Below are 18,668 nucleotides of genomic sequence, written 5' to 3'. Positions count from 1 at the left end.
TTAATAACGTGGCAGAGAAAATATTTGGTATTCACGCGGTACAAAGCGTGTTGGCCCGCAGCCCTGAGCGCATTCAGGAATTGTATGTGCAGAGTGGGCGCGCAGATAAGCGTTTGCAAGAGGTGCTCGATCTCGCTAAATCGGCGAAAGTGCATGTTGTGCAGCGGGCGCGCCCGGAGCTAGATGGCATGGTTGAGGGGCGGCATCAGGGCGTGATTGCCTTGGTTGAGGCGGCCCCGCAATTCCAAGAAAAAGATCTCTTAGATTTGGTGGCAGCGGCGGGCAGTGCTGCGCTGGTGTTGGTGCTCGATGGCGTTACCGACCCCCATAATCTCGGCGCCTGCCTGCGCAGTGCCGACGCCGCGGGCGTTACGGTGGTCATTGCACCTCGCGATAACTCGGTGGGGCTCAGCGCCACGGTATTAAAAGTCGCCTGTGGCGCAGCCGAGGTAGTGCCCTTTGTGCAGGTTACCAATCTCGCTCGCAGTCTTCAGCAATTGCAACAGGCTGGGGTCTGGGTGGTGGGCATGGCTGGCGAGGCAGAGATGTCGCTCTATGAGCACGACTTGTCTGGGCCTCGGGCGCTGGTGTTGGGCGCTGAGGGCAGCGGCATGCGCCGTTTAACTCGCGAGAACTGCGATTATTTGGCTAAGCTGCCAATGGCGGGTTCGGTAAGTAGTTTAAATGTGTCGGTTGCGACCGGCATTTGTTTGTTTGAGGCCGTGCGCCAGCGTCAAAAAGGCGGTATTGGCTAATAATTGTGCTAATCCCTTGCATATAGTTGCCGACTTACCTAAAATCCGCGCTCTTGATTTATTGGTAGTTCCGACCGTTTTGGGCGGAGCTGTCCTCCTTGTCACACCGTAAAGGGTGGCTTAACCCGTAAGGAGCTGAAAAATGCGTCACTACGAGATAGTGTTCTTGGTCCATCCCGACCAGAGCGAACAAGTACCAGGTATGGTTGAGCGTTATACGCAAGCCATAGAAAAAGACGGCGGTAAAGTTCACCGCCTAGAAGATTGGGGCCGTCGTCAGCTGGCTTATCCAATCAATAAAATCCACAAAGCACACTACGTGCTGATCAATGCTGAAGCGTCTGCTGAAGCTGTGGAAGAATTGACTACTAACTTCCGTTATAACGACGCCGTTCTGCGTAACCTCGTTATTCGCTGCGATGAAGCCGTGACTGAAGAGTCGCCAATCATGAAAGCAGAAAACGAGAGCCGCGAGCGTCGTAGCCGCAGCGAACAGCGTGTTGAGCGCAGCCGTGACGACTCTGAGTCGACGACTGATGACAATAGTGACTCTGAAGCCGATACGGCTGAAGACGACGCTGAATAATTGCTGAGTTAGGAGATTAGTTATGGCACGTTTTTTCCGTCGTCGTAAATTTTGCCGCTTCACCGCGGAAGGCGTCAGCCAGATCGATTACAAAGATCTGGAAACCCTGAAAGCCTATGTTTCAGAAACAGGTAAAATTGTACCTAGCCGTATCACTGGTACAAATGCTAGATACCAGCGCCAATTGTCTACCGCAATTAAGCGCGCGCGTTTCCTTGCTTTGCTGCCTTACACAGACAGCCATAAGTAATCAAACGACGTAAAATCATGCGCGCCTTAGCTGAATTTATTATGAAAGGGCGCTTGCAGGCGGTAGCCGTTGCAGGCTTGGGTGTTGGTACACTCATGTTTGCTTGGGTTGGCGTTGCAGCCGCAACATTAGTGATGTTGCGAAAAGGCTTGAGCGAAGGTGCCTATGTGGTTTTTTGGGCACTGTTACCGGCAATTGCGGTGGCCGCTATTGGAGCAGATGTTGGTCCTTTGACCATGCTGCTTGGCGCCGCAGCCACCGCCGCCGTATTGCGCAGTACCCAGCAATGGGCCTACGCAATGCTGGCCGCCGTTGGCGCCGGTTTGCTAACAGCATTGATCTTGATGCACTTGGCCAGTGATTATCTGGCCTCGATTCTGGCAATGGTGCAACCCATGCTAGAGCGGATGCAGGTTTCTGCTTCTGGGCGTTTGCCAGAGATTGGCAACGGCGATATCGCCGCGGTGATCGGTGTTAGCACTGTGTTATGGAGTACGCTGGCAGTGATGTTGGCGCGGTGGTGGCAGTCCATTCTGTACAACCCCGGCGGATTTCGTCAGGAGATGTGGCAGTTTCGTTTGCCCCCAACCATAACAGTGACCTTGGTCGCGCTAATGTTGCTGCTGAGCAATATTGGTGGAGATTATCGCTTTTGGGGCGTGATGTGTTTACTGCCCATAGTGATATCGGGTATCGCCTTGGTACACGGTGCAGCGGGACGCTTAGGGTTAGGCCGCGCATGGTTAATAGTTTTTTACGTAGCGCTGTTGTTATTGGGACCGCTGTGGGCGGTTTTGATACTGGTGGCGATTGTGGATAGTTGGATTGATATTAGGCGGCGTTTGCCGAATCGCTCTCAACCATAGAGCGGCGCAAACGCAGGCGAATTTAAGAGGGTGAGAACCATGCAAGTGATTCTGCTGGAGAAAATTGGCAAGCTTGGCAACTTGGGTGATCAGGTTAATGTAAAAGGCGGCTATGGCCGTAACTTCCTGATTCCGTTTGGCAAAGCTGTACCAGCCACTAAAACAAACGTAGCTGAATTTGAAGCGCGTCGCGCCGATCTTGAAGCAACTGCCGCTGAAAAGCGCAGTGCTGCCGATGCTCGCGCCGCTAAACTGGCTGAGCTGACAGTAACAATTGAAGCTAATTCTGGCGACGGCGGCAAGCTGTTCGGCTCTATCGGTACTCGCGATATTGCTGATGCAGTAACTGCAGCTGGCGTTGAAGTGAACAAAAGCGAAGTACGTATGCCAGAAGGTCCAATTCGCGACCTGGGCACTTACGACGTGGCAGTTCAACTGCACAGCGATGTAGTTCAGACCGTTAGCATTGCGGTTGTTGCTGAGTAAGTTTGCTGATCTGTTTTTGATCTAGCGCCAAATCTAATTTGGCGAGTGCAGAGGCTGCTTGGCGGCCTTTGCATATATAGTTCGCCAGTTGTGCGGGCAGGATATTAGATTTAAAACGGCGATAAGCGCGCTGTAATCGGTGTAAAAAAGCACGGCCGTTCTTTGTAGCGGCGGTGCTTTTTTTTTGCCACAATGCCCGATCTGTTTATTCCTAGTGATGGTTCCGTGTACCCCGAAGCTTATTCTGAATCTCCGCCGCCCTTTGAAGAAGAGAGCGATTTTGCGCAACTAAAAATGCCCCCCCATTCGGTAGAGGCAGAGCAGTCTGTGCTTGGTGGTCTGATGATCGCCAACGAAAGCTGGGACTCGGTAGCCGACGTGGTTGGCGAGGGCGATTTCTTCCGCCCTGAGCATCGCAAAATATTCGCGCAAATGACGCGCTTGATCACCCTCGAGTTGCCGATAGACGTGGTAACACTCGCCGAGGAGCTCGCTAAGGCTGGGCAGCTAGATCAGGTCGGCGGCGCCGCGTATTTGGCCGAGATCGCCAATAATACCCCCTCTGTCGTTAATATTCGCGCCTACGCCCAAGCCGTGCGCGAGCGCGCCACGTTTCGCTCGCTAATTAGTGCGGCCAATGCCATTGCCGACAGCAGCTTTAATCCCGAAGGTCGCAACAGCGACGAGATTTTGGATGAGGCCGAGCGGGCCATCATGCAGATCTCTGAGGAGCGCCCTAAAACCGGCGGCCTCACTCCCATCAACCCCCTATTGAAGTCAGCGGTTGATAAAATCGACGAGCTGTTCAGTAATGAAGATGCGGTAACGGGTTTAACCACCGGCTTTGAAAAACTCGACGAAATGACCTCGGGCTTGCAAAACTCCGATTTGATCATCGTCGCCGCTCGTCCCTCGATGGGTAAAACCACCTTTGCGATGAACCTCGTTGAAAACGCGCTGATGAAGAGCGAGCAGCCCATTCTGGTGTTCAGTATGGAGATGCCCGCCAATCAGTTGATGATGCGGATGCTGTCGTCGGTAGGGCGCATTGACCAGACTCGAATCCGGACCGGCCGTTTGGAAGAAGAGGATTGGCCCAAGTTGAGCTCGGCGGTGACCAAGCTCAAAGATAAGCTGTTGTTCATCGATGACACTCCCGCGCTGACCCCCACCGAGGTGCGTTCGCGGGCGCGTAAAATTGTGCGTGAGCACGGCAGCGTCGGTATGATCATGCTCGATTACCTGCAGCTGATGAAGGTCGCCGGCAACGGCAGCGAAGGCCGAACCGCGGAGATTTCTGAAATCTCCCGCTCCTTAAAAGGTATTGCCAAAGAATTTGAATGTCCGGTGGTTGCCTTGTCGCAGCTGAACCGCGCCTTGGAGCAAAGGCCAAATAAGCGACCGATCAATTCGGATTTGCGGGAATCGGGCGCCATCGAGCAGGATGCCGATGTGATCATGTTTATTTACCGCGACGAAGTGTATAACGAAGAGTCGGCAGACAAGGGCATGGCCGAAATTATCATCGGCAAGCAGCGTAACGGTCCCATAGGAACCGCGCGCTTAAGCTTTGTGGGCAAGCATACGCGCTTCGAAAATTTGGCCTTTGGCTACGAAGCGCCAGACGAGTATTGATGCTGGCTAAATGCTTGGCGGAAGAGGGGAGACGCAAAGCTGTGCGTCGGCTTTGGATTAAGCGGCTAGAGGCGTATGCTTGAGGCTGAAAGGCATTCGCTGCGCTCGCTAGATTTTACTTTGATTTTAGCGTTTACCGCCATCCATCAAGCGTCCTGCATCTCCCAAAAAATCAATGCGCGCTAAACGCCTGCACACAGTAACCCTTGGCTAAGGCCTCAAGAATTTGCGGGTCTTTAGCCAGCGCTGGATTGTCTGGAATATGGGCGTTGTCGATCAGTTTGCGCTTCTCGATTACCACATCGGTAAAGCCTTCTGCCATAACGAATAGCTTGGCCAGATTTTCGGCGCCAAACATGTCTTTGAAATCAATATACACAATAAATGGTGCCTGCTCGCCGGCGGTGAATTCGCCGTGGCTGGTTTTGGCGGTGGCGTTAATTGAAAACAAATACATAGTTTCTCCAGCGGGCTCAGGCCCGCGATTTATTGGCTAACAACTTATTGGCTAACAATGGCTAGGCGCAATGCCGAGGTGTTTAGTTGCAAAGAGGCCAGTGCATCAGTGCCCTGCGTGGTTTCGTCGTCAAAGCTGCTCAGTTCACTTGCGCTTATATGCGGGTTGCGGCTCATTAGCGCCTGCAGACGTTGGCGCTCGGCGCTGCGGTCACTTTGGTATTGCGCTAGTGCGGTGCTCACCCATTCTTTGGTAGCGGTTTCGGCCAAGCTCTCAACGTGGGGAATCATGCTGGTTAGACTGCTGCGCACTTCGCGCAACAAGGCTGGCATCACGGTCTTTTTAATGCCCTGTGCTAACTGATTTAATTTTTTGTGAGCAACATTGGCGGTGAGGTTGCGCTGCTGGTGGTCGATTACCAAACGGAAACTCTGGGCGGGTAAATAGCGATGCAGTTGCAGCCACGGTGGCGCTTGCAGGCTGGGGCTGAAGAAGGCTTCTAATAGCAACGTGCCGGCTTTTAAGCCCTTAACGGCGATGGTGCACACAGTGGTGCTGCCAAAGTCGCTAGACATAATTAAGTCCATGCCGCCGCTGATCAGTGGGTGTTCCCAGCTGAAGTAGGCCATGTCTTCGCGGCTGAGCGCGCGGTCGCGGTCGAAGGTGCCGGTAATGCCGTCTTCTGGCAGGTGCGGAAAGGCCTCGGTAATCATGTGATCGCCGGGCCGTAAAATAACGGCGTTGTCGCTGTGGTCTTCGTGAACTAAACCAAACTGATCAGAGAGAATGCCAACATACTCGGCGAGGCTGTCGCTGCGCTGCTCACTTTCTAACGAAGTGATTAACTCGGCGGCGCGGGCGGGGTTGCAGGAGTTCAGTTCGAGCAAGCGGTTGCGACCATTGCGCAGGCTAAGCGCTAACTCTTCTGCTTTAACCGAGGCGCGGCTAATGAGATCGTCAAACGCGGCCGCATTTTGTTTGCCGCCTAGCGCAGCGAGAAGCTCGCCACCAAATTCGAGCATGAGCGCGTTGCCAACGGTGCAGGGCTGGCTAAAAATAGCCAGCGCGTCACGGTACCAGCTCAGCAGTTTTTCTTGGCCGCTGTCTTGGTAGTAAGGCACATGAAGATTGACGTCGCCGAGTTGGCCGATACGGTCCAAGCGGCCAATGCGCTGCTCGAGCAGGTCGGGGTTCAGCGGGAGGTCGAACAATACCAAGTGCTGGGCAAACTGGAAGTTGCGGCCTTCGCTGCCAATCTCGGAACAGATGAGCACTTGGGCGCCGTCTTCGGGGTCGGCAAAATACGCCGCGGCGCGGTCGCGCTCAATAAGACTGAGCTCTTCAACGAATACCGCGCTGGCAATGCCGCGCCGCACGCGCAGCTGTAACTCTAAGTCGCGTGCGGTGTTCATGGTGCTGCAAATGAGCAGGACTTTTTCGTCGGGGTGTTGCAGTAAAAACCGTTCTACCCAAGCCACGCGGGGGTCGAGCTTAATCCACGTGTCGCCGAGCAGTAGCTCGGGGTGCAGGGCCGATTCTTCGTCGACGAGGGCGAGTGCCGCTTGGTATTCGGCGGGTGCATCCAGAGGGTGTTCGTGCAATACCCGCTGGGGGAAGCCGCCCACTGAGGCGCGGGTGTTGCGGAACAACATGCGGCCAGTACCAAAGCGGTCGAGTAAGTCGCGAACCACTTTTTCGATAAGCGTGGCGTCGGGTTTAGTCGCCAGTGCGGCGAGTTGCGCCGGTTCAAGTAATTCGCTGAGTTTGGCGGTGAAGTTCGAGTCTGCTAACGACTCGCTGGGGTGGTCGAGCAAGCCTTGGATCAGCTCGCTAATGCCCTCGTACTGGCTTTGTTCGGCGCGAAAAGCGTCAAGGCTGGGGTAGCGCGCTGGGTCGAGCAGTCGCAAACGGGCAAAATGGCCGTCGATTCCGGCGTTCTCTGGTGTCGCGGTGAGCAGCAATACGCTGGGTATTTCGGCGCTCAGGCGCTCAACCAATTGATATTCTGCAGAGCTACTGCCGTCTTCCTGCCAGTGCAGATGGTGGGCTTCGTCAACCACTAGCATGTCCCAGCCCGCTTCCATAAGCTGGCCTTGACGGCGCTCGTGGCCGCTAATCCAGCTCAGTGGGCAAATAACCAGCTGGGCGTCTTCAAAAGGATTTTCTTCTTTTTCTTTGGACTCTTCTTCGTCAAAGAAAATGCTGCTTGGATCATCTTCGTATTGGTCTACCTGCCGACAGCGGGCTTCATTGAAAATACTGAATTTAAGATTAAAGCGGCGCAGCATTTCCACCAGCCACTGGTGTACGAGGCTGTCGGGTAGCAGAATCAGCACCCGCTTGGCGCGCTCCAAGAGCAGCAGCTGGTGAATGATAAGCCCAGCTTCAATGGTTTTGCCCAAGCCAACTTCGTCGGCCAGCAATACCCGCGGCGCGGCGCGGCTGGCAACTTCGGCGGCGATATATAGCTGGTGGGGAAGCAATTGCACGCGAGGGCCAAGCAGGCCAAGGGTGCTGGCGGCCTTGCAGGTATTTTGTTGTTCTAAGGTGGCGGCGCGCAGTTCAAAGCGGCGGTGGTGTTCTACTTGGCCGGCCAGTAAACGTTCTTTGGCATTGCTGAGCTTGATGTTGGCGCTCAGAATTTGTTCGGGTACAGGGTGGATGTCGCCATTTTCGTCTTCGGCAAAATACACGATGCAGCCACTGTTCTCTTGCTGCTCCTTAACCACCAGCCGGCCCTGACCTGGCACGTCAATATCATCGCCTACTTGAAACAGAACCCGCGACAGCGGCGCTGCGGCGGCGGCGTAGGTGCGCTCTTCTTCGGCGGCGGGAAAAGCGATAACAACACGACGGTTTTGGGCTTCTAGAATAATACCCAGACCAAGATCGGGTTCAGGGTTACTAATCCAGCGTTGGCCAGCAATAAAAATAGTAGACATAAATTTTAGGTACGGCTTGAAGTGTTGGGTGAGTTCAGGGCTTGCCAGCGGCAAAAGGCCTTGATTTCCGGAGTGCGAATGTTACGCATCAGTGGCCGCTAGGGAAAGGCTTAATACTGTAAATCTCACCATTGGCGGGGCTTGGTTGCCGTAGGCGGGCTGAGTTTACGCAGCTAATTCACCGAGTTGCTGCGAATGTCGACTATTGTCCAATACTGCTGGCCCAGCACTGGGCTAGACTAGGGAAGATTATAAAAATTGCCGACTTTCGGTGTGGTGAGGGCAGGTGCAAGAAAATCAGTGGCTGGTGTTACTGGCGTTTATTTACGTTGGTTGTTTATTTGTAATTGCGTGGTGGGCAGATCGCCACACCCAACGGCCGCCTGCGCTGCGCGCCTTGATTTTCAGTTTGTCGCTGGCGGTGTATTGCAGCTCGTGGACTTTCTTTGGCGCGGTTGGCCAAGCTGTTAACGACGGCTGGTCTTTTGTGCCGATCTACTTGGGGCCAATTTTACTGTTTGTGTTGGCGTGGCCGTTTATTCGTCGTTTGTCGGTGGTGAGTACCCGCAATAGGGTGACATCGATTGCTGACTTTATCGGCTCGCGTTACGGCAAACATCAATTCCTTGCCGCCTTGGTGACCTTTATTGCTGTGGCGGGCAGTCTTCCTTATATAGCCTTGCAGTTAAAAGCGGTGACTCAAGCGTGGTTAACCGTACAGCAGTTGTGGCAACCCAGTTTGGCGGCCAACCACAGTAATACCAGCTTTATAGCGGCGCTTATTCTAGTGGTGTTTACCGTGGCCTTTGGCACCCGAGTCGTCGACAAACGCCACCGTCATCGGGGCTTGATGGCGGCGATCGCGGTGGAGTCGCTAGTAAAGCTTGCGGCGTTTGTTGCGGTGGGGGTATTTGCGCTAAGCGTGCTATTTTCGGCCAGCGAACGTGGTTTAGCGATAGATTACGGAAACTTGGCGACTTGGCCTGAGCCAGTTAATTTCATTACCCAGTTGGTGTTAGCGGCGGCGGCGATAGTGTGTTTGCCGCGTCAGTTTCACGTCATGATTGTCGAGCATCACAGCCGCCGCGATATGCGCAGTGCGCGTTGGGTCTTTCCTGTTTATCTGGCTTTGTTTTGTGTGTTAATTGCGCCTGTGGCGCTGCTGGGGCAATCGCTGTTAGAGGGGGTGGCGCAAGACGGTGGCGGCGCAGATATGTTTGTGGTGTCGGCGCCACTGGCGGCGGGTAGCACCAGTTTTGCGATTATCGCTTTATTGGGTGGTCTGTCGGCGGCGACAGGGATGGTGATTGTTGCCTGTGTGACCTTGTCGGTGATGATTTGCAATGAGTGGATGGTACCGCTTTGGCAGTATTTTAATCGCGCCCACAGCATTAACGCTCGCTGGCTGCAAACGGTGCGGCGCGGCGCAATAGCGGCGGTGCTGCTGGCGGCGTGGTTTTTAGAACAGCAATTAAGTAATCGCGGGGGTTTGGCGTCTTTAGGCTTGCTGTCGTTTGCGGCGGCGGCGCAATTACTACCGGCTATTATTGCGGCTCTGTATTGGCCGCGAGCGCATTCGCGGGGGGTTATCACCGGCCTATTTGTTGGTGGCACGCTGTGGTTCTATTGCCTGTTACTTCCCGCTTTGTTGGGGCACGGACATCCGCTATTAGCGCAGGGCTTATTTGAGCTGGCGTGGCTGCGCCCGCAGGCCTTGCTGGGTATTGATTTTCTCGATCCGCTTACTCATGGCGTGTTCTTTAGCTTATTACTTAACTGCCTGAGTCTAGTCTTGGTGTCGGCGTTGAGTCGGTTTCGGGTTATCGAATTGCGGCAAGCGCGGGCTTTCACTCAGCTGAGTTTGGGGCGGGGTTATCAAAAAGCTGATTTTGAACTAACAAAAATTGAGAGCTGGCAGTTGCAGCGCATGCTCACCCCGCTACTCGGCCGTACCCGTAGCCAGCAGCTGTGGCAGCGCTTTGAACAGCGAGTAGGGCAGCGCTTATTGCCGAATGATCCGGTGCCGCGCTTTGTAGTAAAAGATGTTGAAGCCGCCTTGGCGGCGATTGTTGGTGCGGTGTCGGCGCACCGCACCTTGGACTTATTGCAGCGTAAAAAGCCTTTGCAGCTCGATGAGTTCGTACTTTTAATTGGCGACAGCTCCAAGCAATTGCAGTTTGGCCAAGACTTGCTGCAAATTACCTTAGAGACGGTGCCGCAGGGTATTAGCGTAGTCGATGCCAATTTAGATTTGGTGGCGTGGAATAGCCGCTATATCGAGTTATTCGGTTTTCCCGAGCGGCTACTCTATATCGGCTGCCCCATTGCCAAGGTTTACCAGTTCAATGCAGAGCGCGGTTATCTGCAAAATGCCGACTCCGACGTGGACGGTGCAATTGCGCGGCGCTTGGGTTTATTAAGCAACGGCAAAGCCTATCGTTTTGAACGGGTGTTACCCGATGGCACGGTGATTGAAATTTGCGGCACGCCTATGGCGCGGGGCGGCTATGTCACCACCTACACAGACGTTAGTGAATATCGGCGCATGTTCAATGCCTTAGACGACGCTAAAAACCAATTGGAGCAGCGGGTTATTGAACGAACCTCGGCATTGGCGCAGGCCAATGATTTACTGGCCAATGAGAATCAGGCTAGGGCAAGAATCGAGCGGGAATTAAACACGGTTTACGCCAGCAAAAGCCGCTTTCTTGCGGCGGCGAGTCACGATTTATTGCAGCCAATAAGTGCTGCGCGCCTGTTTACCGCGGCCTTGGCTCACCGCACTAAAGGCACAGAAATGGCTGCTGATGTTGGGCATATCGATTCGGCTCTTGTGGGGGCAGAGAACTTAATTACCTCGCTGCGCGAGATTGCCCGACTGGACTCTGGCAACCTCAAGCTTGATCGCCGCGACTTTTGCGTGCGCGACATCCTCGAACCCCTCGCCCGCGAGTGTGGCCTCATCGCCGAGCAAAATGGCTTGGCGATGCGTTATCGGCCTTCAGATGTGTGGGTGTATAGCGATCAGCAGCTATTGCGTCGAGTGGTGCAGAACTTTCTAGCCAATGCTCTGCGCTACACCCGCTCCGGAGGGGTGTTGCTGGGGTGTCGGCGCCGTGGCGACAATATTGTTATTCAGGTGTGGGACACGGGGCCAGGCATCTCTGAGCGGGATCAGCAGCGGGTCTTTGATGAGTTTGAACGCGCGCCCAGTGCGGCTCACAACGATTCTGAAAAGGGCTTGGGGCTGGGCTTGTCGATAGTACAACGCATCAGCGGCTTACTCGGTCACGCTGTGACTCTTCACTCCACTGAAGGTCGCGGCAGTGTGTTTGCCATCGAGCTGCCTATTGGCCAGCGTCAGGAAGGGTTGATTGAAAGCCTAGGCCTCGATTTGGAATCAGAACTGGCGGGGCTGCGTGTTTTGTGTATCGACAATGAGGTTGGTATTCGCGCCGGCATGGAGGCCCTACTCGGCCAATGGGGCTGTCGGGTGTTTAGTGCAGCAAACCTTGGCGAGGTGCTGGGCCAGTGGCGCTTGGAAGCGGCGCCAGATATTGTGCTGGCCGATTTTCATTTAGATAAAGATGAAACCGGCTTGGATCTACTGCAGGCCTTAAATTACCACTGGCATACGCGCTTACCAGCGGTGGTGATTAGTGCCGATAACAGTCCAGAAGTGCGCGCTCAGGTCGAAGACGCCGGTTATCGGTTTTTGTCTAAACCCGTTAAACCTGCCGCCTTGCGCGGGGTGATGCGCCAGCTATTACTGCGTCACTAGTGTAATTGTCTGCTAGCTAAGCGGCTGAGAGCTGACGTCTAATTGGCCAAAGGCTAAGGCGGCTTGGGTGCGCGAATGAACGCCGAGTTTGCGAAAAATTTCGGTGACGTGGGCTTTTACCGTCGCTTCGGTAACATTGAGCTCATAGGCTATTTGTTTGTTTAATAGGCCCTGAACCAGCAGGGTCGCCACCCGAAATTGCTGGGGCGTTAGGCTGGCGATGTCGCTGGCCATTTTCTGTTCTTTGCTGTCTTGCCCCGCTTGGTAGTTAACGCCCTCTGGCAACCAGCGCTCGCCACTAATAACGGCATTGATCGCAAGGTTGATAGTGTCGGCTTGACTGCTTTTGGGTAAAAATCCCGCGGCGCCGTGATCAATAGCGCGACACATCACCTCGGGAGTTTCGCTGGCCGAAATCACCATCACCGGAATTTCTGAGTAGTGGGCTTGCAGATGTATCAAGCCACTAAAGCCCTGCGCGTCAGGCATATGCAAATCGAGCAAGATGAGATCGCTATTCGTATTGCTGGTCAGCAGGGTTTGCAATTCGGCTATCGACGCCACCTCGGTAACAAGGCAGCCGCCAAAACTGTGGCCGAGGGTAGATTTAAGCGCGGCTCGAAATAAAGGGTGGTCGTCGGCAATGATAAATCGCTGGGTGTGCATCTGACGCCTTTTTTATTGGATTACTGTGGTAACAGTGTATACAAAAAAGGCCAGTATTACAGGGCGAGGTATTATACAAAAGAGGGGGAATCGTCGATGAGCTGACTGCCTCACGTCCTACGAAGTCATTATGTCTCACAACCTACGAAGGCATTATGGCTCACAGCCTACGTAGTCATTCTGAACTTGATTCAGAATCCAGTACCACGAAAGCAGTTTACGACCGCCCCACCAGATGCTGGATCAAGTCCAGCATGACGCTGGTTTTTATATGGTGCCACGTCACGTACGCCGTCACGCGGCCTCACTGCCTACGTAGTCATTCTGAACTTGATTCAGAATCCAGTGCCACGAAAGCACTTTACGACCGCCCTACCAGATGCTGGATCAAGTCCAGCATGACGCTGGTTTTTATATGGTGTCCTGTCACGTACGCCGTCACGCGGCCTCACTCCTTACGTAGTCATTCTGAACTTGATTCAGAATCCAGTACTACGAAAGTAGTTTATGACCGCCCCACCAGATGCTGGATCAAGTCCAGCATGACGCTGGTTTTTATATGGTGCCACGTCACGTACGCCGTCACGCGGCCTCACTGCCTACGTAGTCATTCTGAACTTGATTCAGAATTTAATATAAAATGAGAATACGCGGTTTATGGTGGTGATATTGCTTTCAATACTTTTGGCAATACCCACCATCATACTTTATTTCATACCGTACACGTTTCTGCTTGCATCCTTTGTTTCAACTTTCGTTGTTGTGTTGCAGGTGGTAGCACTATCGATGATGGCTTAGCAGCTAAATTAGTGACGATGCATATGGCGCTGCTTAACTAAGCAAAGGAAGTGGACGCTGAAAGCAGTTCGCCTATTTACGGTGTTACATTTACAGGAACGTATAATGAAAAAATCCAAATATGGAGCGTTTGGCGTTGTAGCTGGATCAGTGGCCCCTGCTGTTGGCACTGGTACATTTTTGGGCTGGGCCATTCTCGCCGCAGCCTACTATAGAAAATATAGTGGCTCATAAGGCGGCATCAATACGCACTGCTGCGTTGGAGGCATTAAATGGCAATCCACCCAATCAAGAGGTGTTCGTGGTCAATTGGGACGCCGATAGGATTGCCGATGTTGTCACTGCTGTACTTGGCGGTTTCGCACTTATTCTCGCTGTTATTTCACTCATAAATAAAGAGCAAATTCGAGTGTCTGGCGGGGCTGCGGCGTTGGGATTTAGTGCTATAGCGTTTCAGTTTATTGCAATGTACGCGATGGCATTATTGGTTGTGATTTTAATTGCGGCGGCGTTATCTGGGCTCGGGGTTGGGTAGGTGCAATTAAGCGGTGTAGTTGGGGCGGGAATTCTGCAGATGCACCATCCAGCCTTGTGCAGGTTTCGTTTGGGTTACAGAACAAATATTTAATGCGGGGACGCAATCGTATTGAATTGGGGGGCGCTTGCCCCCCATGATCAGCGGTTAAAGAAAGCCGATAAGTGTTTTGAGTAATGAGCCCTTGTCACTGGAAGCTTGTAATGGATCATTGCCCTCGAAGGTAGCGGTGTAGCCTAGGTTGAGTACCGAGGACAAGGTGCTACGAATAAAGCCACCGCATCCGGCCAAGCCATTGGCATCTGTTATAGCACTGCACACGGTAGTTGCGCCCGCGCTAAAGACAATGGTTTGTCCTTCTAGGGGAGCACCGTCGACAGTGGTCAGTGTGGCGCTGAGCTGCAGATAGACCTTGGAAAACAGGCTTAATCCGGGCAGAACGTGGCCTTTGACTTCGGCAATGGATGGATTGGCGACCAATACGGTGGCGTTTTTGTCACCGCACTGCGCCAGATTTTCGCCCACCCAAGTTAACTCAATAGTGACCTCGCCAATGGGGTCTACAGGGTCGTTAAGGGTAATCAAAAATTGTGGCAGGCCATTGGTGTTTAGGTCTAGGCCGGTCAGATCGACACCACCCGTTTCGTCTAGCGCCATATCGCTAATGCCAGGAATGGGGTTACCACTGGCATCACGAAATGCCACGCTGCCTTCTTGGTAGCCATTTGGGCTGGGATTAAGCACTTGCAAACGGCTGTACTCAAGCGGTGTGCACTCGATATCCGGTGGCACAATGCTTGATGCCAATACTCGGATTGGCCCGTCGCCGCAGGCGCCGCCGCTAAAAGCATCAAAGTTCTGAATTTGCGAGGCGCCGTAGTCGGCATTGCTCCACAAGCACTGCGGACGCTGGGGGTCGGGGTTTATGGTGTACACGTACCCGGAACCTGTCAGTGGCAGGGGAAAGCCTGTGCATTCTGCTTGGCTATTAAAATCGTAGCAGTGCGCTGCATCATCTATGCCGCTGACGATATAAACTCTGGGCCCAATAACCTGAGCTGGACCATTGTAAAATGTTGTGTTGTTGATTGCGGCTTGTAAACCCGGTGGCGGCGTGACCGCGTTGCCGTCAAAATCAAAGCAAGGTAGCGTGTTATTGGGAAGGCAAACACCGATAGCGGTACCCGCACTATTTAGCAGGGGAAATGGCGCGCCCACGTTATGACTGGTAGCGACTGGCCACAGGCCGGCACAGGGTGCGGCAAGTGCTGAATCAAAGCAGCTTAAAACAACGCCGCTGCTGGTGCTTATTGGGGTAAAAACCTTGCCCGCAATAGCCGCGCCCGCTAAGGCTGAAGAACTGGCGGTGCCAGGCATACCGGCGTCGAAGGGCTGATTGGCGCAGGCCGTTTCGGTTACGGTGTCGAAACACATTAGGCGGTTGGCGCTGCCGCCCAAACTGTCTAAACCTCCGACTAGATTAAAGGCATAAAACTGCGAGCCAATTTCCACGCCGTTATTGGTGCTGTAGTTATTGGCTGGGCCATCACCAATACCGCTTAATGCAGTAAAGCCACAGAAGGGGTTGGCTTCGTCAACGGCTGCGCCGGTATCGATACAGACGACTCCTCGGGTATTGTCTGCACGCCGCGTAGCATAGACAAACAAGTGCCCGCTGTTTTGGTTAAGCGCTAGTCCGGGATGATTTGGAACGTGAAAATCGCCCCCTGTTTCGTCGGTAATGCGCTTGTAGGGCTGGGTCCAGCAATTGGAGGCATCTGACTGCAGGTGGCAGGCTGCGCGCAGCTGCGAGTTGTGGTGATAAACGTTATAGACCGCTTCTGGGCTTAAGGCTACGGCCCAGCCATCACCGCCACTATTGCCAGCGTAGTTCGATGCTGGCGGAACCGGAATGGTGTACTGCTTGGTATAAGTGGTGCTGGCGGCTGCCGCGGCGTTTGCCCAACACAAGAGGGTAAGTAGCAGTGAGCTTAGCAGGGCGAAAGATCGCCGACTGCGCGGGTTTGTACAATGAAATAGAGTTAATCGGGGCGAGCAGGTTTTCATGGTATCACTCCTTTGAAAAGAAAATCTCCGTTACTACAGCTAAAAGACAAACGAATTACATGAAATTGAGCGGGTTGATAATTTCATTATGCAATGGGACGTTCCTGTTTTTTTGTGGATTTATTGTAAGTTCGTACGAGGTTTTTTTTCTGTTAACCCTCGACTCGGGGCTTGTATGATGGTGCCACAAACAGTTGCTGTTATTGGCTGGGAGGCCAATTCAAATCCTTTCACTGCAGTATAATAATAAAATAGTTGCGCGAGTATTCTAAGGCCAAGTGATCAAATTGCGAGGTGCGCTATTTTGATCGCCAAGTGAATAGAATGGACAGAAGTATAGGTTAAGCCCAAGGCGGTTTCTAGCTCGGCGGTTTCATTAATGATGAATTTTTGGCGCGTATTTGCACAAGTTTATTCTATGCGCGGGAGTGCCCGTTGTTTGGGCGAGTGAGTCAGGTTTTGTATTTGTTGGGCGCCTCTCCCAAGCGTCGATTTATTTCCCTTTGGTTGAAACATCTCTAAGAACGATTTACTCCGCGTTAGTAATTCGCGTCATGGTACTTGCTGTTATTCAATCGTATTTAGCGGCTGCTTAATTATTTTTTTATAGCCACGATTAGGGCGCGAGGGAGGAGCGAAGACAGACTTTTATCTTTAGTAGGCATGCAGTGCATGCCTACTGCTTTTGCGTTCGTTTCTGCGTGGTTTAGGCGATATTTGCATTTGCCTCGCGGTAGGTTTCGATTAACTTGGCAACCACTGCGGGATCGGCGAGGGTGGATAAATCGCCGAGGTTTTCAATGTCGTCGGCGGCAATTTTACGCAGTATGCGCCGCATAATTTTACCCGAGCGGGTTTTGGGTAGGTCGTCGGTCCATTGAATGATGTCGGCCACTGCGATGGGGCCAATTTCTTTGCGCAGCCATTGCTTTAGTTCTTGGCGCAGGGTTTCGCCTTCGGCTTGTTTGTTGGTGAGGGTGATGTAGGCGTAAATGCCTTCGCCCTTAATGCTGTGGGGGTAGCCAACAACGGCGGCCTCGGCGACTAGGGGGTGGGCGGCAAGGGCGCTCTCCAGTTCGGCGGTGCCCATGCGGTGGCCAGACACATTGAGCACGTCATCGACCCGTCCGGTAATCCAGTAGTAGCCGTCTTCGTCGCGGCGGGCGCCGTCGCTGCTAAAATAATAGCCTTCAAAGGCGGAGAAGTAGGTGTCGATAAAGCGCTGGTGGTCACCGAAAATAGTGCGCATTTGCGCCGGCCAGCTGTCGCAGATCAGCAAATTGCCTTCGGCGGCGCCGGTTAACAACTTGCCGTCGTTATCGACCAGTGCCGCTTTAACGCCAAAGAAAGGCAGGGTTGCGGAGCCGGGTTTAAGGTCGACCGCGCCAGGTAGCGGGGTGATCATCATGCCGCCGGTTTCGGTCTGCCACCAAGTGTCGAGTATTGGGCACTGGCTGTGGCCGAACTGCTCGTAAAACCATGTCCATGCTTCGGGGTTGATGGGTTCGCCAGCGGTGCCGAGTAAACGCAGTGAACCGCGACTTGTGTTAGCCAAGGCTTCGTCGCTGCAGGCCATAAGCGCGCGGATCACGGTGGGCGCGGTGTACAGAATATTAACCTGATGCTTATCTATAATACGGGCCAGTCTACCGGCATCGGGAAAATTGGGAACGCCTTCGTACATGACCGTGGTAGCGGCATTGCTCAGTGGGCCATACACCGCGTAGCTGTGGCCGGTGATCCAGCCGATATCGGCCATACACCAATAAATTTCGCCAGGCTGGTAATCAAACACCCAGTGATGGCTGAGTGAGGTGTACACCAAATAGCCGCCGGTGGTGTGTACCGCGCCCTTGGGTTTGCCGGTTGAGCCGGAGGTGTAAAGTAGGAATAGCGGGTCTTCTGCGTTCATTACTTCCGCTGGGCAGTCGTTGGTTTGCGTGCTGATTAGCGTGTGGTAATCAATGTCGCGGCTGGTCTGCCATTGCGTTTGCTCATTGCAGTGATTGACCACCAGCACATTTTCTACACAGCTTGGCTCACACAGGGCAATGGCTTCGTCTACATTGCTTTTCAGCATTACCCGCTTGCCACCGCGCTTACCGGCGTCGGCGGTGATCACGAGTTTAGACTGACCATCTTGAATACGTCCGGCTAGCGCCTCGGGTGAAAATCCGCCAAACACCACCGAGTGCACCGCGCCAATACGTGCGCAGGCGAGCATGGCAATGGTCGCCTCGGGAATCATCGGCATATACAGGGTGACGACATCGCCCTTGGCGATGCCTAAATTTTTGAGGCCGTTGGCGAGTTTGCAAACCTCGTTGTGAAGCTGCCGGTAAGTGTATTTGCGCACGGCATCGGTTTCGCTGTCTGGCTCCCAGATCATGGCGAGCTGTTCGCCGTGTTGCGCAAGGTGACGGTCTAGGCAGTTGACGCTGGCATTCAGTTGGCCGTCTTCAAACCAGCGGATGGATACATTGTCTTTTGCAAAGCTGCAATTTTTAATTTTGCTGGGGCTGCGAATCCAGTCTAAGCGCTTGGCTTGCTCGGCCCAAAACACATTGGGTGCTTCAATAGACTGCTGATAAAGCATGCGATGGGAATCACGATCGATATTGGCAGAGGTTTGTGCTGGATAGCGAATGCTTGGTGTTGGAGTGCTCATGCGGTGGATCTCCATTTTAAATTTATTGTGTTCGACTATCCGTTAATACGAGGGCAAGTAGAATTAGACCTTGGTCTAGTTCCGTGCTCACGTCATTTTTATGCATAGACTTTGGTCTATACATGACTAATGGCTAATACCGCGGGTTGATAAGTGAGCCTATAAATTTCGTGTCA

14 protein-coding genes are annotated in these 18,668 nt (G+C 53.3%); 9 read left to right on the top strand and 5 right to left on the bottom strand.

Annotation, left to right across the window (positions count from 1 at the left end; translation table 11 throughout):
- The first annotated feature begins 8 nt into the window (after window positions 1-8).
- From rlmB to dnaB, 6 genes are all read left to right on the top strand, one after another.
- Window positions 9-755: a 23S rRNA (guanosine(2251)-2'-O)-methyltransferase RlmB gene (gene rlmB / locus P1U47_RS14845; protein WP_301029991.1), complete on the top strand. Its 747-nt coding sequence runs from the start codon at window positions 9-11 to the stop codon at window positions 753-755.
- A 142-nt stretch (window positions 756-897) separates the two neighbouring features.
- Window positions 898-1,341: a 30S ribosomal protein S6 gene (gene rpsF / locus P1U47_RS14840; protein ID WP_301029990.1), complete on the top strand. Its 444-nt coding sequence runs from the start codon at window positions 898-900 to the stop codon at window positions 1,339-1,341.
- Between the two features lie 22 nt (window positions 1,342-1,363).
- Entirely contained in the window at window positions 1,364-1,591 is a 228-nt protein-coding gene (rpsR, locus tag P1U47_RS14835) for a 30S ribosomal protein S18 (protein WP_008246166.1), read from the top strand.
- A gap of 17 nt (window positions 1,592-1,608) precedes the next feature.
- Window positions 1,609-2,457, top strand: coding sequence for a hypothetical protein (locus P1U47_RS14830; protein ID WP_301029989.1), 849 nt, complete (start codon window positions 1,609-1,611; stop codon window positions 2,455-2,457).
- A gap of 39 nt (window positions 2,458-2,496) precedes the next feature.
- Window positions 2,497-2,943 carry a 50S ribosomal protein L9 gene (gene rplI, locus P1U47_RS14825; protein ID WP_301029988.1) on the top strand — a complete coding sequence of 149 codons (447 nt, stop codon included), beginning with the start codon at window positions 2,497-2,499 and terminating at the stop codon, window positions 2,941-2,943.
- Between the two features lie 192 nt (window positions 2,944-3,135).
- Complete coding sequence (dnaB, locus tag P1U47_RS14820) at window positions 3,136-4,578, top strand: replicative DNA helicase (protein ID WP_301029987.1); 1,443 nt, start codon at window positions 3,136-3,138, stop codon at window positions 4,576-4,578.
- 172 nt (window positions 4,579-4,750) lie between these two features.
- On the opposite strand, the gene P1U47_RS14815 is transcribed toward dnaB, so the two are convergent.
- Together P1U47_RS14815 and rapA are read right to left on the bottom strand one after the other, a co-directional pair.
- Window positions 4,751-5,035, bottom strand: a complete 285-nt coding sequence (locus P1U47_RS14815; RefSeq protein WP_301029986.1) for a hypothetical protein — start codon at window positions 5,033-5,035, stop codon at window positions 4,751-4,753.
- A gap of 44 nt (window positions 5,036-5,079) precedes the next feature.
- Window positions 5,080-7,977 (bottom strand): RNA polymerase-associated protein RapA, encoded by a 2,898-nt coding sequence (rapA, locus tag P1U47_RS14810; protein ID WP_301029985.1) that lies wholly within the window; start codon window positions 7,975-7,977, stop codon window positions 5,080-5,082.
- A gap of 286 nt (window positions 7,978-8,263) precedes the next feature.
- Between rapA and P1U47_RS14805 the strand changes: the two genes are divergently transcribed.
- Window positions 8,264-11,758, top strand: coding sequence for a NahK/ErcS family hybrid sensor histidine kinase/response regulator (locus P1U47_RS14805; RefSeq protein ID WP_301029984.1), 3,495 nt, complete (start codon window positions 8,264-8,266; stop codon window positions 11,756-11,758).
- A gap of 12 nt (window positions 11,759-11,770) precedes the next feature.
- On the opposite strand, the gene P1U47_RS14800 is transcribed toward P1U47_RS14805, so the two are convergent.
- Window positions 11,771-12,424 (bottom strand): response regulator transcription factor, encoded by a 654-nt coding sequence (locus tag P1U47_RS14800; RefSeq protein WP_301029983.1) that lies wholly within the window; start codon window positions 12,422-12,424, stop codon window positions 11,771-11,773.
- Between the two features lie 903 nt (window positions 12,425-13,327).
- Between P1U47_RS14800 and P1U47_RS14795 the strand changes: the two genes are divergently transcribed.
- Window positions 13,328-13,456 (top strand): hypothetical protein, encoded by a 129-nt coding sequence (locus P1U47_RS14795; protein WP_301029982.1) that lies wholly within the window; start codon window positions 13,328-13,330, stop codon window positions 13,454-13,456.
- Window positions 13,446-13,757 (top strand): hypothetical protein, encoded by a 312-nt coding sequence (locus P1U47_RS14790; RefSeq protein ID WP_301029981.1) that lies wholly within the window; start codon window positions 13,446-13,448, stop codon window positions 13,755-13,757. The genes P1U47_RS14795 and P1U47_RS14790 overlap by 11 nt, the downstream gene beginning before the upstream one ends.
- Window positions 13,758-13,904: 147 nt before the next feature.
- Here P1U47_RS14790 and P1U47_RS14785 read toward each other — a convergent pair whose 3' ends face one another.
- Together P1U47_RS14785 and acs are read right to left on the bottom strand one after the other, a co-directional pair.
- Window positions 13,905-15,824, bottom strand: a complete 1,920-nt coding sequence (locus tag P1U47_RS14785) for an Ig-like domain-containing protein (RefSeq protein ID WP_301029980.1) — start codon at window positions 15,822-15,824, stop codon at window positions 13,905-13,907.
- Window positions 15,825-16,530: 706 nt separating this feature from the next.
- Window positions 16,531-18,492 carry an acetate--CoA ligase gene (gene acs, locus P1U47_RS14780; RefSeq protein ID WP_301029979.1) on the bottom strand — a complete coding sequence of 654 codons (1,962 nt, stop codon included), beginning with the start codon at window positions 18,490-18,492 and terminating at the stop codon, window positions 16,531-16,533.
- Between the last annotated feature and the right edge of the window lie 176 nt (window positions 18,493-18,668).

The organism is Zhongshania sp., from assembly GCF_029212375.1.
Taxonomy (GTDB): domain Bacteria; phylum Pseudomonadota; class Gammaproteobacteria; order Pseudomonadales; family Spongiibacteraceae; genus Spongiibacter.
This window is presented reverse-complemented; position numbering and strand designations above follow the sequence as displayed.

Bases quoted from the DNA above. Each gene is read 5' to 3' on its own strand.
- dnaB (WP_301029987.1), top strand. From the start codon at position 3,136: ATGCCCGATCTGTTTATTCCTAGTGATGGTTCCGTGTACCCCGAAGCT.
- rpsF (WP_301029990.1), top strand. From the start codon at position 898: ATGCGTCACTACGAGATAGTGTTCTTGGTCCATCCCGACCAGAGCGAA.
- P1U47_RS14830 (WP_301029989.1), top strand. From the start codon at position 1,609: ATGCGCGCCTTAGCTGAATTTATTATGAAAGGGCGCTTGCAGGCGGTA.
- acs (WP_301029979.1), bottom strand. From the start codon at position 18,492: ATGAGCACTCCAACACCAAGCATTCGCTATCCAGCACAAACCTCTGCC.
- rapA (WP_301029985.1), bottom strand. From the start codon at position 7,977: ATGTCTACTATTTTTATTGCTGGCCAACGCTGGATTAGTAACCCTGAA.
- rplI (WP_301029988.1), top strand. From the start codon at position 2,497: ATGCAAGTGATTCTGCTGGAGAAAATTGGCAAGCTTGGCAACTTGGGT.
- P1U47_RS14800 (WP_301029983.1), bottom strand. From the start codon at position 12,424: ATGCACACCCAGCGATTTATCATTGCCGACGACCACCCTTTATTTCGA.
- P1U47_RS14785 (WP_301029980.1), bottom strand. From the start codon at position 15,824: ATGAAAACCTGCTCGCCCCGATTAACTCTATTTCATTGTACAAACCCG.
- P1U47_RS14795 (WP_301029982.1), top strand. From the start codon at position 13,328: ATGAAAAAATCCAAATATGGAGCGTTTGGCGTTGTAGCTGGATCAGTG.
- rpsR (WP_008246166.1), top strand. From the start codon at position 1,364: ATGGCACGTTTTTTCCGTCGTCGTAAATTTTGCCGCTTCACCGCGGAA.
- P1U47_RS14815 (WP_301029986.1), bottom strand. From the start codon at position 5,035: ATGTATTTGTTTTCAATTAACGCCACCGCCAAAACCAGCCACGGCGAA.